15 protein-coding genes are annotated in these 20,086 nt (G+C 61.6%); 4 read left to right on the top strand and 11 right to left on the bottom strand.

Annotated elements, in window-relative coordinates:
- Positions 1 to 82: 82 nt before the first annotated feature.
- Both J3P85_RS27535 and J3P85_RS27530 read right to left on the bottom strand, forming a co-directional pair.
- Positions 83 to 751 carry a polysaccharide lyase family 7 protein gene (locus tag J3P85_RS27535; RefSeq protein ID WP_053126121.1) on the bottom strand — a complete coding sequence of 223 codons (669 nt, stop codon included), beginning with the start codon at positions 749 to 751 and terminating at the stop codon, positions 83 to 85.
- 339 nt (positions 752 to 1,090) lie between these two features.
- A complete protein-coding gene (locus J3P85_RS27530; RefSeq protein ID WP_186707106.1) occupies positions 1,091 to 1,762 on the bottom strand; it encodes a polysaccharide lyase family 7 protein in 672 nt (223 codons plus the stop codon).
- A gap of 323 nt (positions 1,763 to 2,085) precedes the next feature.
- Between J3P85_RS27530 and J3P85_RS27525 the strand changes: the two genes are divergently transcribed.
- Genes J3P85_RS27525 through J3P85_RS27515 form a run of 3 tightly spaced genes read left to right on the top strand, consistent with a single transcriptional unit; the run spans position 2,086 to position 5,057 of the window.
- Complete coding sequence (locus J3P85_RS27525) at positions 2,086 to 4,209, top strand: putative bifunctional diguanylate cyclase/phosphodiesterase (RefSeq protein WP_434704179.1); 2,124 nt, start codon at positions 2,086 to 2,088, stop codon at positions 4,207 to 4,209.
- Between the two features lie 43 nt (positions 4,210 to 4,252).
- On the top strand, positions 4,253 to 4,756 hold the full coding sequence (locus J3P85_RS27520) for a M48 metallopeptidase family protein (RefSeq protein ID WP_186707108.1): 504 nt from the start codon (positions 4,253 to 4,255) through the stop codon (positions 4,754 to 4,756).
- A gap of 4 nt (positions 4,757 to 4,760) precedes the next feature.
- A complete protein-coding gene (locus J3P85_RS27515) occupies positions 4,761 to 5,057 on the top strand; it encodes a winged helix-turn-helix domain-containing protein (RefSeq protein WP_434704178.1) in 297 nt (98 codons plus the stop codon).
- A gap of 128 nt (positions 5,058 to 5,185) precedes the next feature.
- On the opposite strand, the gene J3P85_RS27510 is transcribed toward J3P85_RS27515, so the two are convergent.
- Entirely contained in the window at positions 5,186 to 6,133 is a 948-nt protein-coding gene (locus J3P85_RS27510) for an IS110 family transposase (protein WP_434704177.1), read from the bottom strand.
- A 228-nt stretch (positions 6,134 to 6,361) separates the two neighbouring features.
- Positions 6,362 to 6,814, bottom strand: a complete 453-nt coding sequence (locus J3P85_RS27505; protein WP_434704176.1) for a GNAT family N-acetyltransferase — start codon at positions 6,812 to 6,814, stop codon at positions 6,362 to 6,364.
- 260 nt (positions 6,815 to 7,074) lie between these two features.
- On the opposite strand from J3P85_RS27505, the gene J3P85_RS27500 reads away from it, so the two are divergent.
- Positions 7,075 to 7,812, top strand: a complete 738-nt coding sequence (locus J3P85_RS27500) for a substrate-binding periplasmic protein (protein ID WP_250965102.1) — start codon at positions 7,075 to 7,077, stop codon at positions 7,810 to 7,812.
- Positions 7,813 to 7,947: 135 nt separating this feature from the next.
- On the opposite strand, the gene yccS is transcribed toward J3P85_RS27500, so the two are convergent.
- The 7 genes from yccS to betA all read right to left on the bottom strand — a co-directional run bounded on the left by yccS (position 7,948) and on the right by betA (position 20,072).
- Entirely contained in the window at positions 7,948 to 10,131 is a 2,184-nt protein-coding gene (yccS, locus tag J3P85_RS27495; protein WP_434704175.1) for a YccS family putative transporter, read from the bottom strand.
- 234 nt (positions 10,132 to 10,365) lie between these two features.
- Positions 10,366 to 11,544, bottom strand: coding sequence for an NAD(P)/FAD-dependent oxidoreductase (locus J3P85_RS27490; RefSeq protein ID WP_434704174.1), 1,179 nt, complete (start codon positions 11,542 to 11,544; stop codon positions 10,366 to 10,368).
- A gap of 193 nt (positions 11,545 to 11,737) precedes the next feature.
- Positions 11,738 to 13,075 (bottom strand): ATP-dependent RNA helicase DbpA, encoded by a 1,338-nt coding sequence (gene dbpA / locus J3P85_RS27485; protein WP_411387564.1) that lies wholly within the window; start codon positions 13,073 to 13,075, stop codon positions 11,738 to 11,740.
- Positions 13,076 to 13,395: 320 nt separating this feature from the next.
- Positions 13,396 to 14,823 (bottom strand): multidrug transporter subunit MdtD, encoded by a 1,428-nt coding sequence (gene mdtD, locus J3P85_RS27480; RefSeq protein WP_186707115.1) that lies wholly within the window; start codon positions 14,821 to 14,823, stop codon positions 13,396 to 13,398.
- Positions 14,824 to 15,053: 230 nt separating this feature from the next.
- On the bottom strand, positions 15,054 to 16,391 hold the full coding sequence (locus J3P85_RS27475; protein ID WP_434704173.1) for a TldD/PmbA family protein: 1,338 nt from the start codon (positions 16,389 to 16,391) through the stop codon (positions 15,054 to 15,056).
- A complete protein-coding gene (locus tag J3P85_RS27470) occupies positions 16,391 to 17,833 on the bottom strand; it encodes a TldD/PmbA family protein (RefSeq protein ID WP_434704172.1) in 1,443 nt (480 codons plus the stop codon). Before J3P85_RS27470 ends, J3P85_RS27475 begins: the two co-directional genes overlap by 1 nt.
- 535 nt (positions 17,834 to 18,368) lie before the next feature.
- Positions 18,369 to 20,072: a choline dehydrogenase gene (betA, locus tag J3P85_RS27465; protein ID WP_434704171.1), complete on the bottom strand. Its 1,704-nt coding sequence runs from the start codon at positions 20,070 to 20,072 to the stop codon at positions 18,369 to 18,371.
- Between the last annotated feature and the right edge of the window lie 14 nt (positions 20,073 to 20,086).

The following is a 20,086-nucleotide window of genomic DNA, read 5'->3' as shown; positions in this document are numbered from 1 at the left end:
AAGGGGCCGCTTCGCAGCCCAGCGGGAGCAAGCTCCCTCACCACAGGGTGTAAATTCCTACGAGATTTTAGGACGTGAAAGTTCAGGTGTTGTGATCGATATCCAGCACGCTGAACGTCACTTTCCCACCTTCGCTGGTATAGCCCGTGTTGTCCTGCACATACACCCCAGCCTTGAAATACAGCGGCTTGTCGCGCCACGCCGCGCCGACGGTGGTGTACCAGCTATTACCGGCAGCGGTAATGCCCAGGTCGCCGGTACGATCCAGATGAATCCGGTAAGAGAAGGACCGATTGAGCTTCACCCCAGTGGCCACGGTAATCACCCTGCCTTCGCTGTCATCAGGCCGCATGCGGACCTTGGCGACGATGTTCCCGGTGGCGCTGTCTTCCTTGTATTGGTATTCCAGTTTGACCATGGGCTTGCTGCTGTCCTTGGCATGGATCTGGCCGATCACGATCTTGCCGCTGCTGGGCACCTGGTTGACCACCAAACTTGCTCGTAGCTGGTTGTCGGCGTCGGGATAGACCCAGTTGCGCAAGGTGCCGTCCCGGTAGGTCTCGCGTAATTCGCTGCGGGGGTAGATGGCGTTTTCAGTCTTTGTGCCGGTGACCGGAGACCAGAAATACACCGTGCTGCCTTCGGAGTTGAAATATTTGTCCTGGAACCCATCCACCAGTCGAGGGGTTTCGATGGTTTTCGGCGGGCTGCCTTCAGGGATGCTCAGGTTCCAGGTTGCAAGGTCGACCATGTTCGGATCCTTTCCACTGTAAAAGAAATGATTCACGCCATCGCCGGAGGCTCTAGGACGCACTTTTGCTGAGGCCAAGAATGGGCGCGGACGGGAATTTGGCGCATTCGTCCGGCGGAGGGTTGGCGTCAGCAGACCGTCAGAGTGGCGTTTTCCGGATTTGTGCCCGAGATAATCGACCGTTGGTCGGCTGCCGGGCTTTTCCTTGGAACCATTAGGCGATGGCTATTTGGCAGCTGCTTAGGACAGGGCAAAAAAAAGCACCCAAGCCGGATGCCTTTTAAGGAGGGGCGCCGATAGCAGCGTTCCGTGCCGCTATTACGACGCAGCAGGGTGCAATCAAAGCGTGGTGTGTTTGATTTCCAGCAGGCTGAACGTCACTTTCCCACCTTCGGTGACGTAGCCGGTATTGTCCTGCACATACACACCCGCCTTGAAATAGAGCGGTTTGACTTTCCAGCTCGGATCAACGGTGGTTCGCCAGTTGTAGCCCGCCGCCGTGATGCCGAGTGCGCCCTTCGGGCTCAGGTGGATCATGTAGGAAAAACTACGGTTGAGGGTCACGCCCGTGGCGATGGTAATGACCTGGCCGGTCGCGTCGTCCGGACGAAGACGCACCTTGGCGACGATATTTCCGGTGGAGCTGTAGGTTTTGTATTGGTATTCCAGTTTCACCATCGGACTGGTGCTGTCCTTGGTGTGAATCTGGCCGATCACAATCTTGCCGGTGCTGGGCACCTGGTTGACGGTGACGGTCGCGCGCAAGGTGTTGTCCGCCGACGGGTAAAGCCAATTGCGCAAGGTGCCGTCGCTATTGGTTTCGCGCAGTTCGCTACGTGGGTAAATAGCATTGGCCGTCGTGGCGCCTGTCACGGGGGCCCAGAAAAACACCGTGCCGGTTTCAGAGTTGAAGTACTGGTTCTTGAAGCCTTGAACCAATTGTGAGGTTTCAATGGTGGCCGGTGGGGCGCCCTCGGGGATGCTCAAGTTCCAGGTTGCGAGATCGATCATGTCCAGGTCCTGCGTATCAAAAATGTAAAGGTGAATGCCGTAGCGGGAGGCTTTAAACCGCCCTTTTGAAGCGTTTTGGAACGCTGGACTTGGGCTTTTCTTGTAGACCGTTCGGCGGATGTTTGACGTCAATTGTTCGTCGATGAGGTCTTTGCAGTTTCTGTGCCTGGGGAGGGTGACCGTTAGTCGGCTATTTCGGGCTTTGTCTGGATGATGGCGCGTTGACACCTACTGCTTTTCAAAATCCCGGTCTAGAGTGAGGGGACAGTATTTGTCCGCTTTGCTACGTAAAAACGGACGTGGCGCCCGATAAGAGAAGCAGCATGGAATGCGCGCAACCAACGCCCGGCGAAGACAGCTCTGTCCTTTTGATTGTTGATGATTACCCTGAAAACCTGCTCAGCATGCGGGCCTTGTTGCAGCGTCAGGATTGGCGGGTGATGACCGCGTCCTCGGGGGTCGAGGCGCTTAATCTGCTGCTCGAGCACGACATCGATCTGGTTCTGCTGGATGTGCAGATGCCCGACATGGACGGGTTCGAAGTGGCGCGCCTGATGCGCGGCAGCCAGCGCACGCGGCTCACGCCGATCATTTTCCTGACCGCCAACGAGCAGTCCCAGGACGCGGTCATCAAGGGCTACGCCAGTGGCGCGGTGGACTACCTGTTCAAGCCCTTCGATCCGCAAATCCTCAAGCCCAAGGTCCAGGCGTTGCTCGAGCACCAGCGCAATCGCCGGGCCTTGCAGCGCCTGAGCCAGGATCTCGAAGCGGCCAGGGCCTTCAATGCCTCGGTGCTGGACAACGCCGCCGAAGGCATCCTGGTGGTGGATGAGAACGGTTGCATCCGCTTTGCCAACCCGTCCACCTGCCGCTTGCTCAATGCCACCGCCGAACAGTTGCAGGGCATGCCATTCCTGGATTTCCTGCAGAAACCGCACATTCCCGAGTGGGCCGGTTCCGATATCCACAACGCCTATCAGCGTGGTGAAACCTGGCGATTGCACGACGCAGTGCTGCGCACGGCACCCGGCCAGCAGGTGTCGGTGGCCTTGTCCTGCGCCCCATTGCCTTCGGAGCAGAAGGCAATGGTGGTGACGCTCCAGGACATGTCCGTTGTGCGCCACCTGCACCAGCAACTCGAATACCAGGCCGTCACGGACCCGCTGACCGGCTTGCTCAACCGCCGGGGGTTCTACCAGACCGCGGAAAACCTGTTGATGCGCAGCGAGCGCCTGGAAAGCAACTGGGTGTTGCTGTACCTGGACCTCGATGGTTTCAAGCGGGTCAACGACTCACTGGGGCACGACGCCGGGGACCGGGTCTTGCGCTGGGTGTCGGAGCAATTAAAGGCGTGCCTGCGCCCCTTCGATATCCTGGCGCGGCTGGGTGGGGACGAGTTCACGGCGCTGCTGGACTTGGAGTTTCCCGAGCAGGCGGCGAAGATTGCGGAAAAACTCATTGAACGCGTCGCGATCTGCCAGCAGATCGAAGGCATGGACGTGGCGCTCGGCGCCAGTATCGGCATTGCGACCTACCCCGACTGTGGCGCCAACCTCGATGGGCTGCTGCGAGCGTCCGACATCGCCATGTACGAAGCCAAGCGTGCCGGCCGCCAGCAATACCGTTTCTACGATCACGAAATGAACGGTCGGGCCCGTTCACGGCTGATGCTGGAAGAGAGCGTGCGTTCGGCTATCGAGAACCGTGATTTCAATATGGTCTACCAGCCGCAGGTGAGCATCGTCGACGGGCGGATCCGCGGGTTCGAGGCGCTGTTGCGCTGGCAGCACCCGAGCGTCGGCGATGTGCCGCCGGGGCTGTTCCTGCCGTTGCTGGAAGAGGCGCGGTTGATCAGTCGGCTGGGCAGTTGGATCTATCATCGCAGCGCGGCCCAGCGCAAAGTCTGGGAGCGCTTGTTCGCTGACGACCTGGTGTTGGGCGTGAGCCTGAGCAGCACTCAGTTCGGCATGCCGAACCTGGTGACCGAGTTGCGCCAGGTCCTGGAACGCCATGCCTTGAAGCCTCGGCAACTGGAGGTCGAGGTGACCGAGGATGCGCTGATGCGCAACCCCGATGAAACCCAAAAGCAATTGCGTCTGCTGCGCCAACTGGGGGTGCGGGTGGCGTTGGATGACTTTGGTTCGGGGCCTTGTTCGCTGACGCATCTGCGCGACCTTGAACTCGATACCCTCAAGCTCGATCGGCACCTGATCGCTCGTCTGCCAGGGTCGCCCCGGGATGCGGCGTTGGCGGCCTCGGTGATCGACCTGTGTACGCAGTTGGGCTTGCGGGTGATCGCCGAAGGGGTGGAAACCCGCGAGCAGTATCAGTGGTTGCAGGCCCATGGTTGCGAGTACGTGCAAGGGTTCCTCGTGGCGCGGCCGTTGATGGCCGAAGACACCAATGCCTTCGCCACGCCCTTCGACTGGAGCGCGGTGCAGGCCTGAATTCGCTACACTGGCGGCCTCTTGTGACTGTGTTGCCCTCTTGATGACCGCGCTCAAATACCTCCAGGCCTACCCCGCCGCCCTGCAAGCCCAAGTGCAGCAATTGATCGCCCAGGACCGCCTGGGCGAATACCTGCAACAGCGCTATCCGGGTCGGCATCCGATCCAGAGCGACAAGGCCCTGTACGGATATGCGCTGGACCTCAAGCAGCAATACCTGCGTAACGCACCGGCCATCGACAAGGTGTTGTTCGACAGTCGCCTGGACCTGACCCACCGCGCCCTCGGCCTGCACACCGCGGTGTCGCGGGTGCAGGGCGGCAAGCTCAAGGCCAAGAAGGAAATCCGCATCGCGGCGCTGTTCAAGGACGCAGCGCCCGAGTTCCTGAAGATGATCGTTGTGCACGAACTGGCGCACTTCAAGGAGTCGGACCACAACAAGGCCTTCTACCAACTCTGCGAACACATGCTGCCGGGCTATCACCAGTTGGAATTCGACCTGCGGGTGTACCTGACCTGGCGGGACCTGCAACCTCACAAGGAATGACCGGATGGACGTGAGCAAGACCAAGACCAGCTTCTACCGTCGCCTGTACGTGGCTTACCTGATCGACAGCGGCCTGGCCAGCAACGTCCCGGCCCTTACCGACGCCACCGGCATGCCTCGGCGTACGGCCCAGGACACCATCGCCGCGCTGGCGGACCTGGATATCGTGTGTGAGTTCGAGCAAGAGGACGGCGCGCGCAACCATGCCGGGCGGTATCGGATTCGAGATTGGGGGGCGATCGATCGGGGGTGGATCGAGGGGAATTTGCAGCGGATCAAGGCGGTGCTTGAGTATCCCTGATTATTGGCTTTGCCTGGGCGGGCCCTATCGCGAGCAAGCTCGCTCCCACATTTTGATGGTCTTCGTACACGGATTTTGTGTTCACTAAAGATCCACTGTGGGAGATTCTATGGTTAGGGGGAAGCCCCTCATGCCGCTTTTGGTTGGTATTCGCTTTGTCCTTTCAGCAAAGCGAATACGATCCGAGCAAGCTTACGAGCCAGCATTACCAGCGCCTCAGTAGTACTGAAGCCTCGACTTCTCTTCTCTTCATAAAACTTTTTCCAGGCCTTTGTACGGCGAGCTGACATGGCTGCGTTGTGCAAAAGCCGACGGACTTCCGGGTCGCCTCGTTTGCTCAGGCTTCGGCGACCGTCTTTTTGTCCTGATTTCGACACTCGCAAATCCATTCCCAAGAAAGCAATAAAGGCATCTGCATTTCTAAAGTCGCCTCGCTGAAAAGCCGTAATCAGGCGGGCTCCGGTCAAAAAACCAATGCCTTCAACTTCCATGCAACGCTTCAGCTGCCCCAATAAACCAGCATCTTTCAGTTGATCCTTGATCGTCTTCTCGACCAACGTCTCAAGCCTCTGCATGGCTTTGATCTGGTCGTCGAAAGCCGTTTTCAATAGCGGCTCATTCGCCCAGCTTTGCACCAAGGCGACCCGAGCCTGAACCAAGGCTGCGCGACGGCGGAAAAGGCTCAGAAGCTGGCGATACAGCGGGGATGGTGGGGCCCAAGGGCGCAGTTCCTCAGCTTCATTTTTTAGATAACGAGCCAGTAACTTGGCGTCCAGCGCGTCGGTTTTTGCGCGCACCTTTACGCCTTCGCGGTAATGATGCAGTTCATAACCACCCACCATGTAAATCTCGCAGCCAGCCTCATAGGCCAGATCAGCGAATTCCAAGTGATAGATATTGGTCGACTCTATGGCAATAGCGACTGGCCCCGGCAATGCCTTGAGCCATTTCTTGATAGCTGCTTTGTCGTTGACAATCGCTTCAAGCAGGTCAAGTTCGGCGTGATAGATCACCAGTTCATTCTTGGCGACATCCACGCCTACGATCGGCTTTGTGACAGAAACCGGCATTGCCATTGAAAATCCTCCGGGCTAAGGTTTGAACACTTGAAGGGTTCACCCAGAGGCGCAGGCTTGTTCCTATCGTCGGTCTAGGCCAGATGCATTCTTTATCGGCGCTTGGGTGAAAGGAGGAGGGGCGAAATCTCCCACGGTCTGTACTGCGCTAACAGTCAGAATCGAGCCTTGTCCCTCCTCCTCCCTTCAAGTCCTACCATACAAGCGAGCTTGCTCGCGATGGCGTCCTCAGGGCCGATGCATGCCGATATGTGGAATCCCATCCTCCATATACTCCACCCCCACCACTTCAAACCCATACCGCCCGTAATACCCCTGCAAATGCGCCTGGGCCGACAACGAGATCGACGTGCCGGGCCAACGTTTCTCGGCCTGCTTGAGGGCCTTTTCCATCAGCGTATGACCCAGCCCCTGGCCGCGTGCCTGTGGCGCGATGATCACGCGCCCGATCACCACGTCGCTGTTTTGCGAGTGCGGGTCGAGCAGGCGCAGGTAAGCCACCAAGTGGTTGTCGTGCCAGGCCATCAGGTGGCAGGTGTCGCCCTCCAGGTCCAGGCCGTCAACGTCCGGGTAGGCGCAGTTCTGCTCGACGACGAATACTTCGGCGCGCAGCTTGAGGATGGCATACAGCTGCTCCTTGCTCAGGTCAGTGTGATGTTTGCAGACCCATTCGATATCCATTTTTTGAATTTCCTGAAGAACCTGATGCCGATAGTAAGCGTGCTTGGCTCGGAAGTCTCTTGCTTGCACGACCTGAAAATCTGTGACAAAGACCAAAATGCCATCATTCCTTTGTCGCGGGACTGTCGTCTTTGTGTAATCTTCGTGACAGCGCTGCGCAGCGGTTCCAATGAGCTAATGTTAGGACCGGGTGTCTGGGGATGCCCGTTGGGTTTGGGCTAAAAACAAACCGGGCTTTGAACCCGTCAAGGATGTTTGGCATGCCGCGATTGCATCGAGCTCTTGCATTGATCGGGTTGCTGTTGCTGAGCTACGAGGCCTGTGCGCAGAAGTTGCGCCTGGTCGCCGATGCCTGGCCGCCCTTTACCGATTCCACCTTGATCAATGGCGGCCTGGCGACCGACATCGTCAGCACGGCCCTGGCGCGGGCCGGTTATGCCACGGACTTCGAACAAGTGCCTTGGGCCCGGGCGATGCTGGGTATCGGCGAGGGCCGCTATGATGTGCTGATCAATGCCTGGTACAGCGAGGAGCGCACGCACATAGGCCGGTTCTCGGCCGAATACCTGCTCAACCGCGTGCGCTTCATCAAGCGCAAGGACGAAGCGATCCAGTTTGACAGCCTGCCACAGCTGCGTGCGTATCCCATCGCCGTGGTACGCGGTTACGCCTATTCCAAGGATTTCGATGAAGACCCGAAAATGCAGAAAGTGCCGGTGCACAATTTCGCCATGGCAGTGCGCATGCTGGCGGCCGACCGGGTGAAGTTGACCCTGGAAGACGAGTACGTCGCCCGCTACTACCTGGCCCGCGAATCGCCCACCGTGCGCAGCGCCGTGGAGTTCCTGCCCAAGCCCTTGAGCGAAAACAGCCTGCACATCCTGGTCAGCCTGAAGAACCCGGAGCATGAGCAGATCGTGGCCGGGTTCGATCGGGCGATCGCGGCGATGAAGGCGGATGGGAGTTATGACCGGTTATTGAAGGCTCATGGGATGTGAGGTGCCTGGACTGGCCCCATCGCGAGCAAGCTCGCTCCCACAGTGAGCCTGCTGTGATGCAAAGTCTGTGTGCACAGCAAATCCACTGTGGGAGCGAGCTTGCTCGCGATGAGGCCCACCTGGACCCTACAACCCTCAAGCCTCGCTGGTATCCTTGATCAGATGCGCCGCCAACGTGCGCAACGGCCCCAACTGTCGGCAGATCAATGCCAATTGCGTCTGCACCAGCCGTTGCCCCTCGTCGATTTCATCAGGCATCTGCTCCAACTCACTGGCCAGGGCTTCCTCTTCATCGCTCTGGATCGCGATCGGCTGCTTGCTTGCCAGGCCCTGTGCAATTTCGTCGATGCTCGCCGCCAGTTTCACCCCGGCACCGTCGATCAATTGTTCACGTACTTGCGTCGGCAACTCGGTGCCGCGGTGGGCGCCCAGGCCTGACAGGTAGCTGAGCAGGGTATGGGACAGCACCAGGAAGCGGAAGCCCACATCGGCTTCCTTGCGGAAGTGCCCCGGCTCCATCAGCATGTTGGCCAGCGTGGTGGACAGCGCGGCATCGGCGTTGTGGGCGTTGCGTCGAGCCAGGCGATAAGCCAGGTCGTCGCTTTTGCCGGCGGCGTATTGCTGCATGATCTGGCGCAGGTAAATGCTGTTGCAGGTCAGCGTGTTGGCCAGCACCTTGTTCAGCCGGCGACCTTGCCAGTCGGGCAGGAACAGGAACACCGCCAGCCCGGCGATCAGGCTGCCCAGCAAGGTATCGAACAACCGTGGCAGCAGCAGCCCGTAGCCGTCGCCCACCTGGTTGAAGCAGAACAGCACCATGACGGTGATCGCCGCCGTCGCCAGGGTGTAGCGGGTGGTGCGGTTGGTAAAGAACACCACCCCGGCGGCAATGGCGAAGCACGATTGCACCAGCGGATTGGGAAACAGGTCGAACAGCGCCCAGGCCACTGTCAGGCCGATGGCGGTGCCGATGATCCGCTGGCCGAGCTTGCGCCGGGTGGCGCCATAGTTGGGTTGGCAGACGAACAGCGTGGTGAGGATGATCCAATAACCCTGGGACGGGTGGATCAGGTGCACCATGGCGTAGCCCACGCTGAGGGCCAGGGGCAGGCGCAGGGCATGGCGGAACAGCAGCGAGGTGGGCGTGAGCTGGGTGCGCAAGCGCAGCCAGACATCCTGGAGGTTGCGCGGCGAGCGGTCCAGCAGGCTGCTGTCGGTGGCGTCGGCCAGGGCGTCGGGGTTGCTCGCGTCGCTGAGCAGGCGGTCCATGGTGCCGAGGTTGACCGACAGGGCTCGCAATGACCGCAGCAAGCCGCGCCAGGCCGGGTTGCTCTGGATGCGCAGGTGTTCGAGGGACGCGTGCAGGTCGTTGAGGGCTTCGGCAAAAGTATCGTCGTAGATGAATGGCTGGCGCAGTTGGATCGATTCGGCCAGCGCCTGGCAGGCCTTGCCTTGCTGGCGCAGCAGGCGTTGGCAGCGGAACAGCACGTCGCTGTGGAAGAAAGCCTCGGCCAGGGCGTTGTAGGGGTAGTGGGACGAGCTGGCGCGTTCGTGGATGTCCTGGGCCAGGAAGTACAGCTTCAGGTAGCGGCTGACCTTCGAGCCGGGCCGGCCATTGCCGACGCGGTGCAGGATGATTTCCTTCGCGCTGTTGAGCGCAGCGACCACCCGACCGTTTTGCTGGGCCAGCTCCAGGCGGCGGGCTTCGACGTCCAATTGGCGGATCGGCTCCAGGAGCGACGATTTGAGCTTGAGGTAGCGCCCCAGCTCGCGAAACAGCCGTGCCAGGCTTTGCTGCACCGGCTGGTTGGAAAACAATGCCTGCCACACGACCGACAGCACGCCGTACCACGCGGCACCGGCGACCAATAGCAGGGGTTCGTGCCAGAAATCGTTGACGGCGACGCCGCGCTGGTCCACGCCGATCATGGTGTAGACCGAAAGAATCAGGGTGGCCGAGGCAATTGCGCCATAACGTTCGCCCAAGGCGCCAAGCATGGTCAGGCCGAATGCCGCCAGGGCCAGGGCGACGATGAACAGGATGGGGTAGGGAAACAGCAACTCCACCGACAGCGCTGCGGTGCTGAAACACAGCAGCGTGACTGCCAGCGCATTGAGGCGGCCCTGCCAACTGTCATCGGTCTCGGCCAGGGCGCTGGCGATGATGCCCAGGAACAAGGGAATCAGCAGCGCCATCTCGTCCAGGTACCAACACAACCCCATGCTGCCGGTCAGGGCGATGAAGACCCGCACGCTATAACTGAACTTATCCAACGCCCAAAGGCGACGCAAAGACTGGCTAAACGAGTTCGCTGACATGAAGTGCACGGGCCTGACGGGCAATGACGCTAAATTGAGGCAGTAATGACGCCGACGCAATGGCGGCGATCACATCCGGCAGCAAAAAGTGTTCCGGCATGTACCGTCGAACCCCTGTGGGAGCGAGCTTGCTCGCGATGGCGTCAGGTCCGTCACATTGATGGTGACTGGGCCACCGCTATCGCGAGCAAGCTCGCTCCCACAGGTTATTACCCACATTCGAGTCGTGGCGGATCAGACGTACTGCGCCGCCGCATACCCGGAAGCCCAGGCCCACTGGAAGTTGAACCCGCCCAGATGCCCGGTGACGTCCAGCACTTCGCCGATGAAATACAGGCCCGGGCTTTTCAGCGACTCCATGGTCTTGGACGAGACTTCCCGGGTGTCGACGCCGCCGAGGGTGACTTCGGCGGTGCGGTAGCCTTCGGTGCCGGCGGGGACGACATTCCAGCTCGCCAGTTTCTCGGCAATGTCCGCCAGCTCCGCGTGGGTGTATTGCTTCATGGGTTTGGACACGAACCAAGTGTCGGCCAGCAGGTTGGCCATTTTCTTGGTGAACAACTCGCCCAGCAGGGTCTTGAGTTCGCTGTTGGGACGTTCGGCCTGTTGCTGTTGCAGCCATTGCGGCACATCGTGGTCGGGCAGCAGGTTGATCTGCACCGTGTCCCCCGGTTCCCAGAACGAGGAAATCTGCAGGATCGCCGGGCCGCTCAGGCCGCGATGGGTGAACAGGATGTTCTCGCGAAAACTCTGGTCGTTGCAGCTCACCAGGCAATCCACCGAGGTGCCCGAGAGTTCAGTGCACAGGGCCTTGAGCTGATCGGTGATGGTGAACGGTACCAGGCCGGCGCGGGTCGGCAGCAGCTCGTGGCCAAACTGTTTTGCCACCTGGTAACCGAAGCCGGTTGCCCCGAGCGTGGGGATCGACAGCCCGCCCGTGGCGATCACCAGGGATTGGCAGGCGAGGGCGCCGAGGGTGGTTTGCAGCCGGTAGCCGTCGTCGGTTTTTTCGATCTGCGTGATGGAGGTGTCCAGGTGCAGGCTGACGCCGGCCTGGTCGCATTCATCCAACAGCAGGCCGAGGATGTCGCTGGACTTGTTATCGCAGAACAACTGGCCGAGCTTTTTTTCGTGATAAGGCACGCCGTGCTTGGCCACCAGCGCGATGAAATCCCACTGGGTGTAGCGGGCCAGGGCCGACTTGCAGAAGTGCGGGTTCTGCGACAGGAAATTGCCCGGCTCGGTGTACATGTTGGTGAAATTGCAGCGCCCGCCGCCCGACATGAGGATTTTCTTGCCGGCCTTGTTGGCGTGGTCCAGCAACATCACCTGCCGCCCGCGCGCGGCCGCGGTCAGCGCGCACATCAACCCTGCGGCGCCAGCGCCAATGATCACGACTTCGGTAGAGCGCAAAACGGTGTCCTCAATTTCGATGGTCGGCTGAGTATGGAGCTTTTGTGGCGAGGGAGCTTGCTCCCGCTCGACCGCGAAGCGGTCGCAAAACCAACGAATGCGAACTGTCTGAAGGCGCGCGTTGATTGCTCTTAGGGCTGCTACGCAGCCCAGCGGGAGCAAGCTCCCTCGCCACAGAGTGAATCAACTGGAATCAGAGGATCCGCACCCGCAACGAGCGGCCCTTGATCTTGCCATCGTTCAAGCGCTGCAAGGCCTGTTTGGCGATGCCGCGTTCCACGGCCACGTAGGCCTGGAAATCGAAGATCGCGATCTTGCCGACCTGGGCGCCAGGGATGCCGGCGTCGCCGGTCAGGGCACCGAGGATATCGCCGGGGCGGACTTTGTCCTTGCGCCCGGCGCCGATGCACAGGGTGCTCATGGCCGGCAGCAGCGGGCCGCCACCCTGGGGCTTGAGGTTGTCCAATTGGTCCCAGCTCAGCGGCGACTTCTGCAGTTGCTCGATGGCCTGGGCGCGGTGGGCCTCGGACGGCGCCACCAGGCTGATGGCGATGCCTTTCTCACCGGCGCGACCGGTGCGGCCGACACGGTGGATGTGGATTTCCGAATCCCGGGCCAGCTCGACGTTGATCACCATGTCCAGGGCGTCAATGTCGAGGCCGCGGGCCGCTACGTCGGTGGCCACCAGCACCGAGGTGCTGCGGTTGGCGAACATCGCCAGCACCTGGTCGCGGTCGCGCTGTTCCAGGTCGCCGTGCAGGCCCACGGCCGAGATGCCCTTGGCCGTCAGGTGGTCGACGGTTTCCTGGACCTGCTGCTTGGTGAAGCAGAACGCCACGCAGGAGGCCGGGCGGAAATGGGCCAGGACCTTGACCACCGCATCCATGCGCTCCTCGGGGGAAATCTCATAGAAGCGCTGCTCGATCTGCGCATCGGAGTGGAACGCCTCGGCCTTTACTTGCTGCGGGTTGCGCATGAACTTGGACGACAGTTGCTTGATGCCCACCGGGTAGGTGGCGGAGAACAGCAGCGTCTGGCGGCGTTCCGGAGTCTGCTGGATGATGTCTTCGATGGCGTCGTAGAAGCCCATGTCGAGCATGCGGTCGGCTTCGTCGAGGATCAGCGTGTTGAGGCCGTCGAGCACCAGTGAACCCTTGCGCAGGTGCTGCTGGATGCGCCCCGGCGTGCCGACGATGATGTGGGCGCCGTGTTCGAGGGAGGCGATCTGCGGGCCGAAGGACACGCCGCCGCACAGGGTCAGGACCTTGATGTTGTCTTCGGCGCGGGCCAGGCGGCGGATTTCCTTGGCGACCTGGTCGGCCAGCTCGCGGGTCGGGCACATCACCAGGGCCTGGCAGCCGAAGAAGCGCGGGTTGATCGGGTTCAGCAGGCCGATGCCGAAAGCGGCGGTCTTGCCGCTGCCGGTCTTGGCCTGGGCGATCAGGTCCATACCCTTGAGGATCACCGGCAAGCTTTGCGCCTGGATCGGCGTCATCTGGGCATAACCGAGTGATTCGAGGTTAGCCAGCATGGCGGCGGACAGCGGCAAAGTATTAAAAGCGGTGGCAATGGTGGTCACGGGACTGGCCTGCAAAACAAAATGTCGCGCAGTGTAGCAGCCTCGTGCCACTTTCTTCGAAAGTTCTGGACGAGCTGTGGCGCAGTTCTGAAGTTGGCGAATTCCCTGTGGCGAGGGAGCTTGCTCCCGCTGGGGCGCGAAGCGGCCCCAAACCGGCCAACACGGTACCCCTGGAATTTCGCGTCGCCTGGATTGCGTCTGCTGCGCAGCCGAGCGGGAGCAAGCTCCCTCGCCACAAAAGCCCTGAAGCCTTAAAACCGTCCGAGTCCTACCTAGTGCTCGATATGCTCATCCGGCCGCTTGTCCCGCCGCCCATCCTGCTTCGACAACTGGGAAAAGATCGTCGCCGCCAGCATCGCCATGATCCCCACCGTTACGAACGTCAGCTGGAACGCCCCCAGCACCGTCTCCACCCCATCGTTGCCCACCTGGGCGGTAAAGCCGCCCAGCAGCGCGCCGGCGCAGGCCACGCCGAGGCTCAGGGACAGTTGCGCCACCACCGATAACAGGCTGTTGCCGCTGCTGGCACTGGCGTCGTCCAGGTCGATCAGGGTCACGGTGTTCATCGCGGTGAATTGCAGCGAGTTGATCGCCCCCAGCACCGCCAGTTGCGCCAGCAGCAGCCAGTACGGCGTCTGTTCGCTGACCAGGCCCATGCTCGCCAGCATCAGGCCCAGGGCCAGGGTGTTGCTGGTCAACACGGCGCGGTAGCCAAAGCGTTCGATCAGCGGTCGGGCCACGGATTTGGCGACCATGGCCGCCGCCGCCAGGGGCAGCATGCTCATGCCGGCCTGGGACGGTGAATAACCCAGGGCGACTTGCAGCAGCAACGGCACCAGGAACGGCAAGGCACCGCTGCCCAGGCGCGCGAACAGGTTGCCGAGAATACCGACGGCGAAGGTCCGAGTCTTGAACAACGACGGTGGGAACAGCGCGTTCTCGACATGCCCGGCCCGCAGCCAATAGGCCGCCAGGCAGGCCATGCCGCCGAACAGCAGCAACATCACCCGCAGGTGCGGCAAGTGCAGTTCACCCAGGCCTTCCATGGCGATGGTAATCAGCACCATCGCCGCGCCGAACAGCAGGAACCCCAGCCCATCGAACCGCGTGCGCTCGCTGCCACGCAGGTCGGGGATGAATTTCCACACCGCGTAGCAGCCGATCACGCCCACCGGCAGGTTGATGATGAAGATCCAGTGCCAGGTCAGGTATTCCACCATCCAGCCGCCCATGGTCGGGCCGATCAGTGGGCCGAGCAGGCCAGGGATCGTGATGAAGCCCATGATCCGCACCAGCTCCGAGCGCGGATACGCCCGCAGCACCACCAGCCTGCCCACCGGCAGCATCAGCGCACCGCCCAGGCCTTGGACGACCCGGGCGCCGATCAGCATGCTCAATGAATTGGACAAGGCGCACAGCAGCGAGCCGAAGCTGAACAGCAGGATCGCCCCGAAGAAAATCTTCTTGGTGCCGAAGCGGTCGGCGATCCAGCCCGACGCCGGGATCAGCAACGCCACGGTGAGCATGTAGGCAATGATCACGCCTTGCATGCGCAGCGGGTTTTCCGCTAGGTCGCTGGCCATGGCGGGCAGGGCGGTGTTGAGTATGGTCCCGTCCAGGGACTGCATGAAGAAGGCAATCGCCACGACCCACGGGAGCCAGCGGGCGGTGACGGCGTCGAGCGGGGCGCGGTTGGGCATGGGACCTCTTGTGTGAAAAGTGAACAATTACCTGTGGCGAGGGGATCTTTAAAAAAATGAACAGTTACCTGTGGCAAGGAAGCTCTTGTGGCGAGGGAGCTTGCTCCCGCTGGGGGGGCGAAGCCCCCCCAAACCGGCCAACACGGTGTGCCCGAAAGATCGCGTCGCCTGGGTTACGACTGCTTCGCAGCCGAGCGGGAGCAAGCTCCCTCGCCACGGGGAACTGCGTGTTATAGCGTCAGCGTGAGCCTCTTCACCAACGCCCCCGGCAACAACATCGAGGCCGTGGCCCGTTGGCTGTAGGTGCTGGCCGAGAGCAGAAGTTCCCGCTCCCGGGTCAGCGCTTCGAGTTGCGAGCCGAGCAGGCTGTAGACGCTGTCGTCGAAACGCATCGTGCTGACCGGTGACTGGATCTGGCCGTTCTCGACCCAGAACGTGGCGAAACGGGTCATGCCGGTCAGGCGTGCCGCCGGTTGGTCCGAGTAGTTCAGGTACCAGAGGTTGCTGATGTACAACCCTGTGCCAAGTGCTTCAAGGATGTACTTATGCTCCAGTTGCCCGCCCTGCATGTCCAGCGCCGTAGGGTATTCGTAACTGCTGGCGCCGTTGGCCGCGAGGCCATATTCGGCGGCGCTGCGGGAGTTCACCAATTGTGCGTTGGCCATGCCCTTGGCGATCAGCCCCAGGTCGTCGCGGGGATAACCTTCGTCGGAAAACGCCGGGCTCAGGGAGCCGCTGACCTGCTCCGTGAGCCACACGTTGGGACTGAAGTGGGCGTCGCCAGCATAGAACTTCTGCAGCGGGCTCTGCTTGCTGGCAATGGCCTGGGCCGAGAACCCGCCCCAACTGAGCATGCCCATGATCTCTTCCAGGGCGGCCGGCGCCAGATAGGCGCGGTATTCGCCGGGCGGCAACGTGCGCAGCGGGCGGCCAAGAAACGCCAGTTGTTCGCGGGCCTGCTCGAAACGTTGGGCAAAACCGTCGCTGCTCCATTCGTGCCCGGCATAGCTGGCTTTCACTGCCTGGCCGTTTTCATGGAACAGGCTGAAATCGAAGTTGAAGCTGTTGGCCTGATGCCAGCCGAACGCGCCCGAAGAACTGGCGAAACCTCGGCTGATGGGCCCGGCGGCGTAGAAGCCCACCAGGTCCAGGCCTTCGGCGGCGCGGGTGATTTCGGCAACGGCCTGCTCCGTCTCGGGCAGAGGATGGTCCTGCACATTGTTGCTCTGCCAGCGATGATGGTTGAGCAGCAGGTACGGATCGCGGGGCAGCAGCGGCAAGGTTTCGCGCAGTTGCTGCAAGCCTTCGGACAGACGTTGCACATCGACCTCGGAGTCGCCGGACAGAGTAATCTGCAAGTCGGCGTGGCGACCGTCGTCGATCAATTTGAAGCTGACATTGGCTTGCTGCACCTGCCCGGCCTGGCGGACCTTGCCGTGGTTGAAACGCACGAAAGCCGAGGATTCGGCGGCGTAGCCGAGGGTGAACTGTTCAGGCGTACGCAGGGCGCCGCGCAGCCAGTCGACCAGAACCTTGAATGCCTCGGCCTGATTATTGGTGGTGCTCATCAGGCATCTCCCCCAAACACATCAACATTGCTGAACACACAGGCTGGCGACGCATGGCCGACGCGGATGACCTGGTTCGGTTCGCCCTTGCCGCAGTTCGGTGTGCCAAGGACTTGCGAGGTGCTGGCGTCGCCCACGGCGCGCAGGCTTTTCCAGAATTGCGCGGAGATGCCTCGGTAGTTGGGGTTCTTCACCACGCCCTTGAGCTCGCCGTTCTCGATCAACTGGCCCCATTCGCAGCCGAACTGGAATTTGTTGCGGGCATCATCAATGGACCAGGAGCGGTTGGTGCGCATCAGCACGCCGTGCTCGATGCCCTGGATCAATTGTTCCAGGGATTGGTCGCCGGGCTCGATGTTCAGGTTTGCCATGCGGTCGATGGGCGGCCGATTCCAGCCGCAGGCGCGGCTGTTGGCGACACCGTCCAGGCCGGCACGGAATTGCGACAGTGCCCCACCCAATGGACGCAGCAGCAGGCCTTCGCGAATCAGGAACTGCTTGCTGGCGGCGCTGCCGTCGTCGTCATGGCTGTAGCTTGCCAGTTCTTCGGGAATGTCCGGGTCGAAGGTTACGTTTAGCAGGCTGGAGCCGTATTGCAGGTGGCCGAAATCGCTGGCCTTGACGAAGCTGGTACCGGCGTAATTGCGCTCGTCCCCGAGGATGCGGTCCAGTTCCAGCGGATGGCCGATGGACTCGTGGATTTGCAGCATCATCTGGTCGGGCATCAGCAGCAGGTCGCGGGGACCTTGCGGGGTGTTCGGCGCCATCAGCAATTGCAAGGCCTGGTCGGCGATTTTCGGCCCTGCACCGATCAGTCCGCAGCGGCTGATCACGTCAAAGCCGCCCTGCTGGCCGAAATTCTCCCGACCCAGGGTGCGGGTCTGGCTGTCGTGACCGTCGAAGGCGGTGACGTCCAGGGCCGGGTAGACGAAGCGTTGGGCCTGGCGCAGTTCAGCGCCGGCACTGTTGAGGTAGATCTGCTCGACCTGGGTCAGGCCGATGCTGGCCTGCCAGTTCACCAGGCGTTCGTCCCGGGGCACCGCGGCCGATTCGTCGCCGAGCAATTGATAGCAGTCGCTCAACGACGGGAAGGCCTGGTCGAAATGCGGCGAGAAGTAATCGGCGCGGTCGCTGGACACCGCTTGCCCGCGCAGGTCGAGCAGGGCATGGGGCTTGAGCTGGCGCGCGTGGTGCTCGGCGCGTTGCAGTGCTGCTTGCAGGCCGGCCTGGGACAGGTCGTTGGTGGCGGCATAGGCTTCGACCCCGTTGACCCGCACGGTGAGCATCGCACCTTCATCACGATTCAGGCTGGGCGGTTCGGCGACGTTCTTGCGCACCGACAAATGCTGGCCGGATTCGCGCACATAACGCAGGGAAAAGAATTCAGCGCCCGTTCGCAAGGCAGCGAACCGCTGCTTGAGCCGGGGGTGGAAGTCGAACATGAAACCTCCTTGTCTGGAGTGGCGATGCAGCGAGGTGCGGCGCAGTGACGCGATGGCTCTAGAGTAGGCCTGGGGTGGGGGAGGGATCAAGGCAGATGGGAATTTTGCGGGGTGGCAGTCAGAGAAATAGGCTGAATGGGCTGGCCCCTTCGCGAGCAAGCTCGCTCCCACAGTGAGATTTTCAATGGTCACAAAGTCTGCGTCCACCCCCCAACCCTTGTGGGAGCGAGCTTGCTCGCGATGGCGGTTTGGCAGTCAGCGAAGATGTTGAATGGGCTGGCCCCATCGCGACCAGGCTCGCTCCCACAGTGGGGTTTTCAGTGGTCACAAAATCTGTGTCCACCCCCAACCCTTGTGGGAGCGAGCTTGCTCGCGATGGCGGTTTGGCAGTCAGCGAAGATGTTGAATGGGCTGGCCCCATCGCGAGCAGGCTCGCTCCCACAGTGGGTTTTCAGTGGTCACAAAATCTGAGCTCCACCACCGATCCCCTGTGGGAGCGAGCCTGCTCGCGAAGGCCGCGCCGCGGTCTTGAGTCTTACTGCGTAGCAGTCGCCACTTCACGCAACGGCTTGCCGCGCACCGGCGCATCACCGGCCACGTAGTACGGTGCGGTGCTGCGCGGCAGGGGCTTGCGACCGCGGATCCTGTCGGCGATTTTCTCGGCCATCATGATCGTCGGTGCGTTGAGGTTGCCGGTGGTGATGATCGGCATGATCGAGGCGTCGACCACGCGCAACCCTTCCATGCCGTGCACGCGACCTTCGCTGTCCACCACGGCCATGTCGTCGGTGCCCATCTTGCACGAGCAGGACGGGTGGAACGCGGTTTCGGCGTGCTCGCGAATGAACTGGTCCAGTTGTTCGTCCGTCTGCACCTCGATACCCGGGCTGATCTCGCGACCACGGAACGGATCGAGCGCCGGTTGCTGCATGATCTCGCGGGTCAGGCGGATGCCATCGCGAAATTCCTGCCAGTCCTGCTCGGTCGCCATGTAGTTGAACAGGATGCTCGGGTGCTGGCGCGGGTCCTTGGACTTGGCCTGGATCCGACCACGGCTGGGCGAACGCATGGAACCCATGTGTGCCTGGAAACCATGCTCCTTCACGCCATTGCTGCCGTTGTAATTAATCGCCACCGGCAGGAAGTGGTACTGGATGTTCGGCCATTCGAAATCCGGGCGCGTGCGGATGAAACCGCCGGCCTCGAACTGGTTGCTGGCGCCGATGCCGGTGCCGTTGAACAGCCATTCGGCACCGATGGCTGGCTGGTTGTACCAGAGCAGCGACGGGTACAGCGAGACCGGTTGGGTGCAAGCGTATTGCAGGTACAACTCCAGGTGATCCTGGAGGTTTTCACCGACGCCCGGCAGATCGTGGACCACCGGGATGTCGAGGTTTTCCAGCAGCTTGGCCGGGCCGACGCCGGAGCGTTGCAGAATCTGCGGCGAGGCGATGGCGCCGGAGCACAGCAGCACTTCCTTGCGCGCCCGGGCTTCGACGCGCTCTTCGGCGGCGCCCACCAGGTAACGCACGCCGACCGCGCGCTTGCCTTCGAACAGGATCTTGTCGGTCAAGGCATGGGTGACGATGGTCAGTGTCGAGCGTTTCTTGGCGACGTCCAGGTAACCGCGGGCGGTGCTGGCGCGACGGCCGTTGGGCGTGACGGTACGGTCCATCGGGCCGAAACCTTCCTGCTGGTAGCCGTTGAGGTCCTCGGTACGGGGGTAACCGGCCTGTACGCCGGCTTCGACCATGGCGTGGAACAACGGGTTGTTGCCAGCCTTGGGCGTGGTCACGCTGACCGGGCCGTCGCCACCGTGGTAGTCGTTCGGGCCGATGTCGCGGGTTTCGGCCTTACGGAAATACGGCAGGCAATCGAGGTAGGTCCAGTCTTCCAGGCCCGGCAGCTTGGCCCAGTTGTCATAGTCCAGGGCGTTGCCGCGGATGTAGCACATGCCGTTGATCAGCGAAGAACCGCCCAGGCCCTTGCCGCGACCGCACTCCATGCGGCGGCCGTTCATGTGCGGCTCCGGGTCGGTCTCGTAGGCCCAGTTGTAGCGACGGCCCTGCAGGGGGAACGCCAGGGCAGCGGGCATTTGCGTGCGGAAGTCCAGGCGATAGTCCGGGCCGCCGGCTTCGAGCAGCAGGACGGTGACGCCTTCGTCTTCGGTCAGCCGGGTGGCCAGGGTATTACCGGCCGAGCCGGCACCGATGATGATGTAATCGAATTCTTGGGACATGAAATGCACCCTCT

Source organism: Pseudomonas sp. Z1-12 (assembly GCF_051132015.1).
In the GTDB taxonomy this organism is placed as follows: Bacteria; Pseudomonadota; Gammaproteobacteria; order Pseudomonadales; family Pseudomonadaceae; genus Aquipseudomonas; species Aquipseudomonas zanjanensis.
This window is presented reverse-complemented; position numbering and strand designations above follow the sequence as displayed.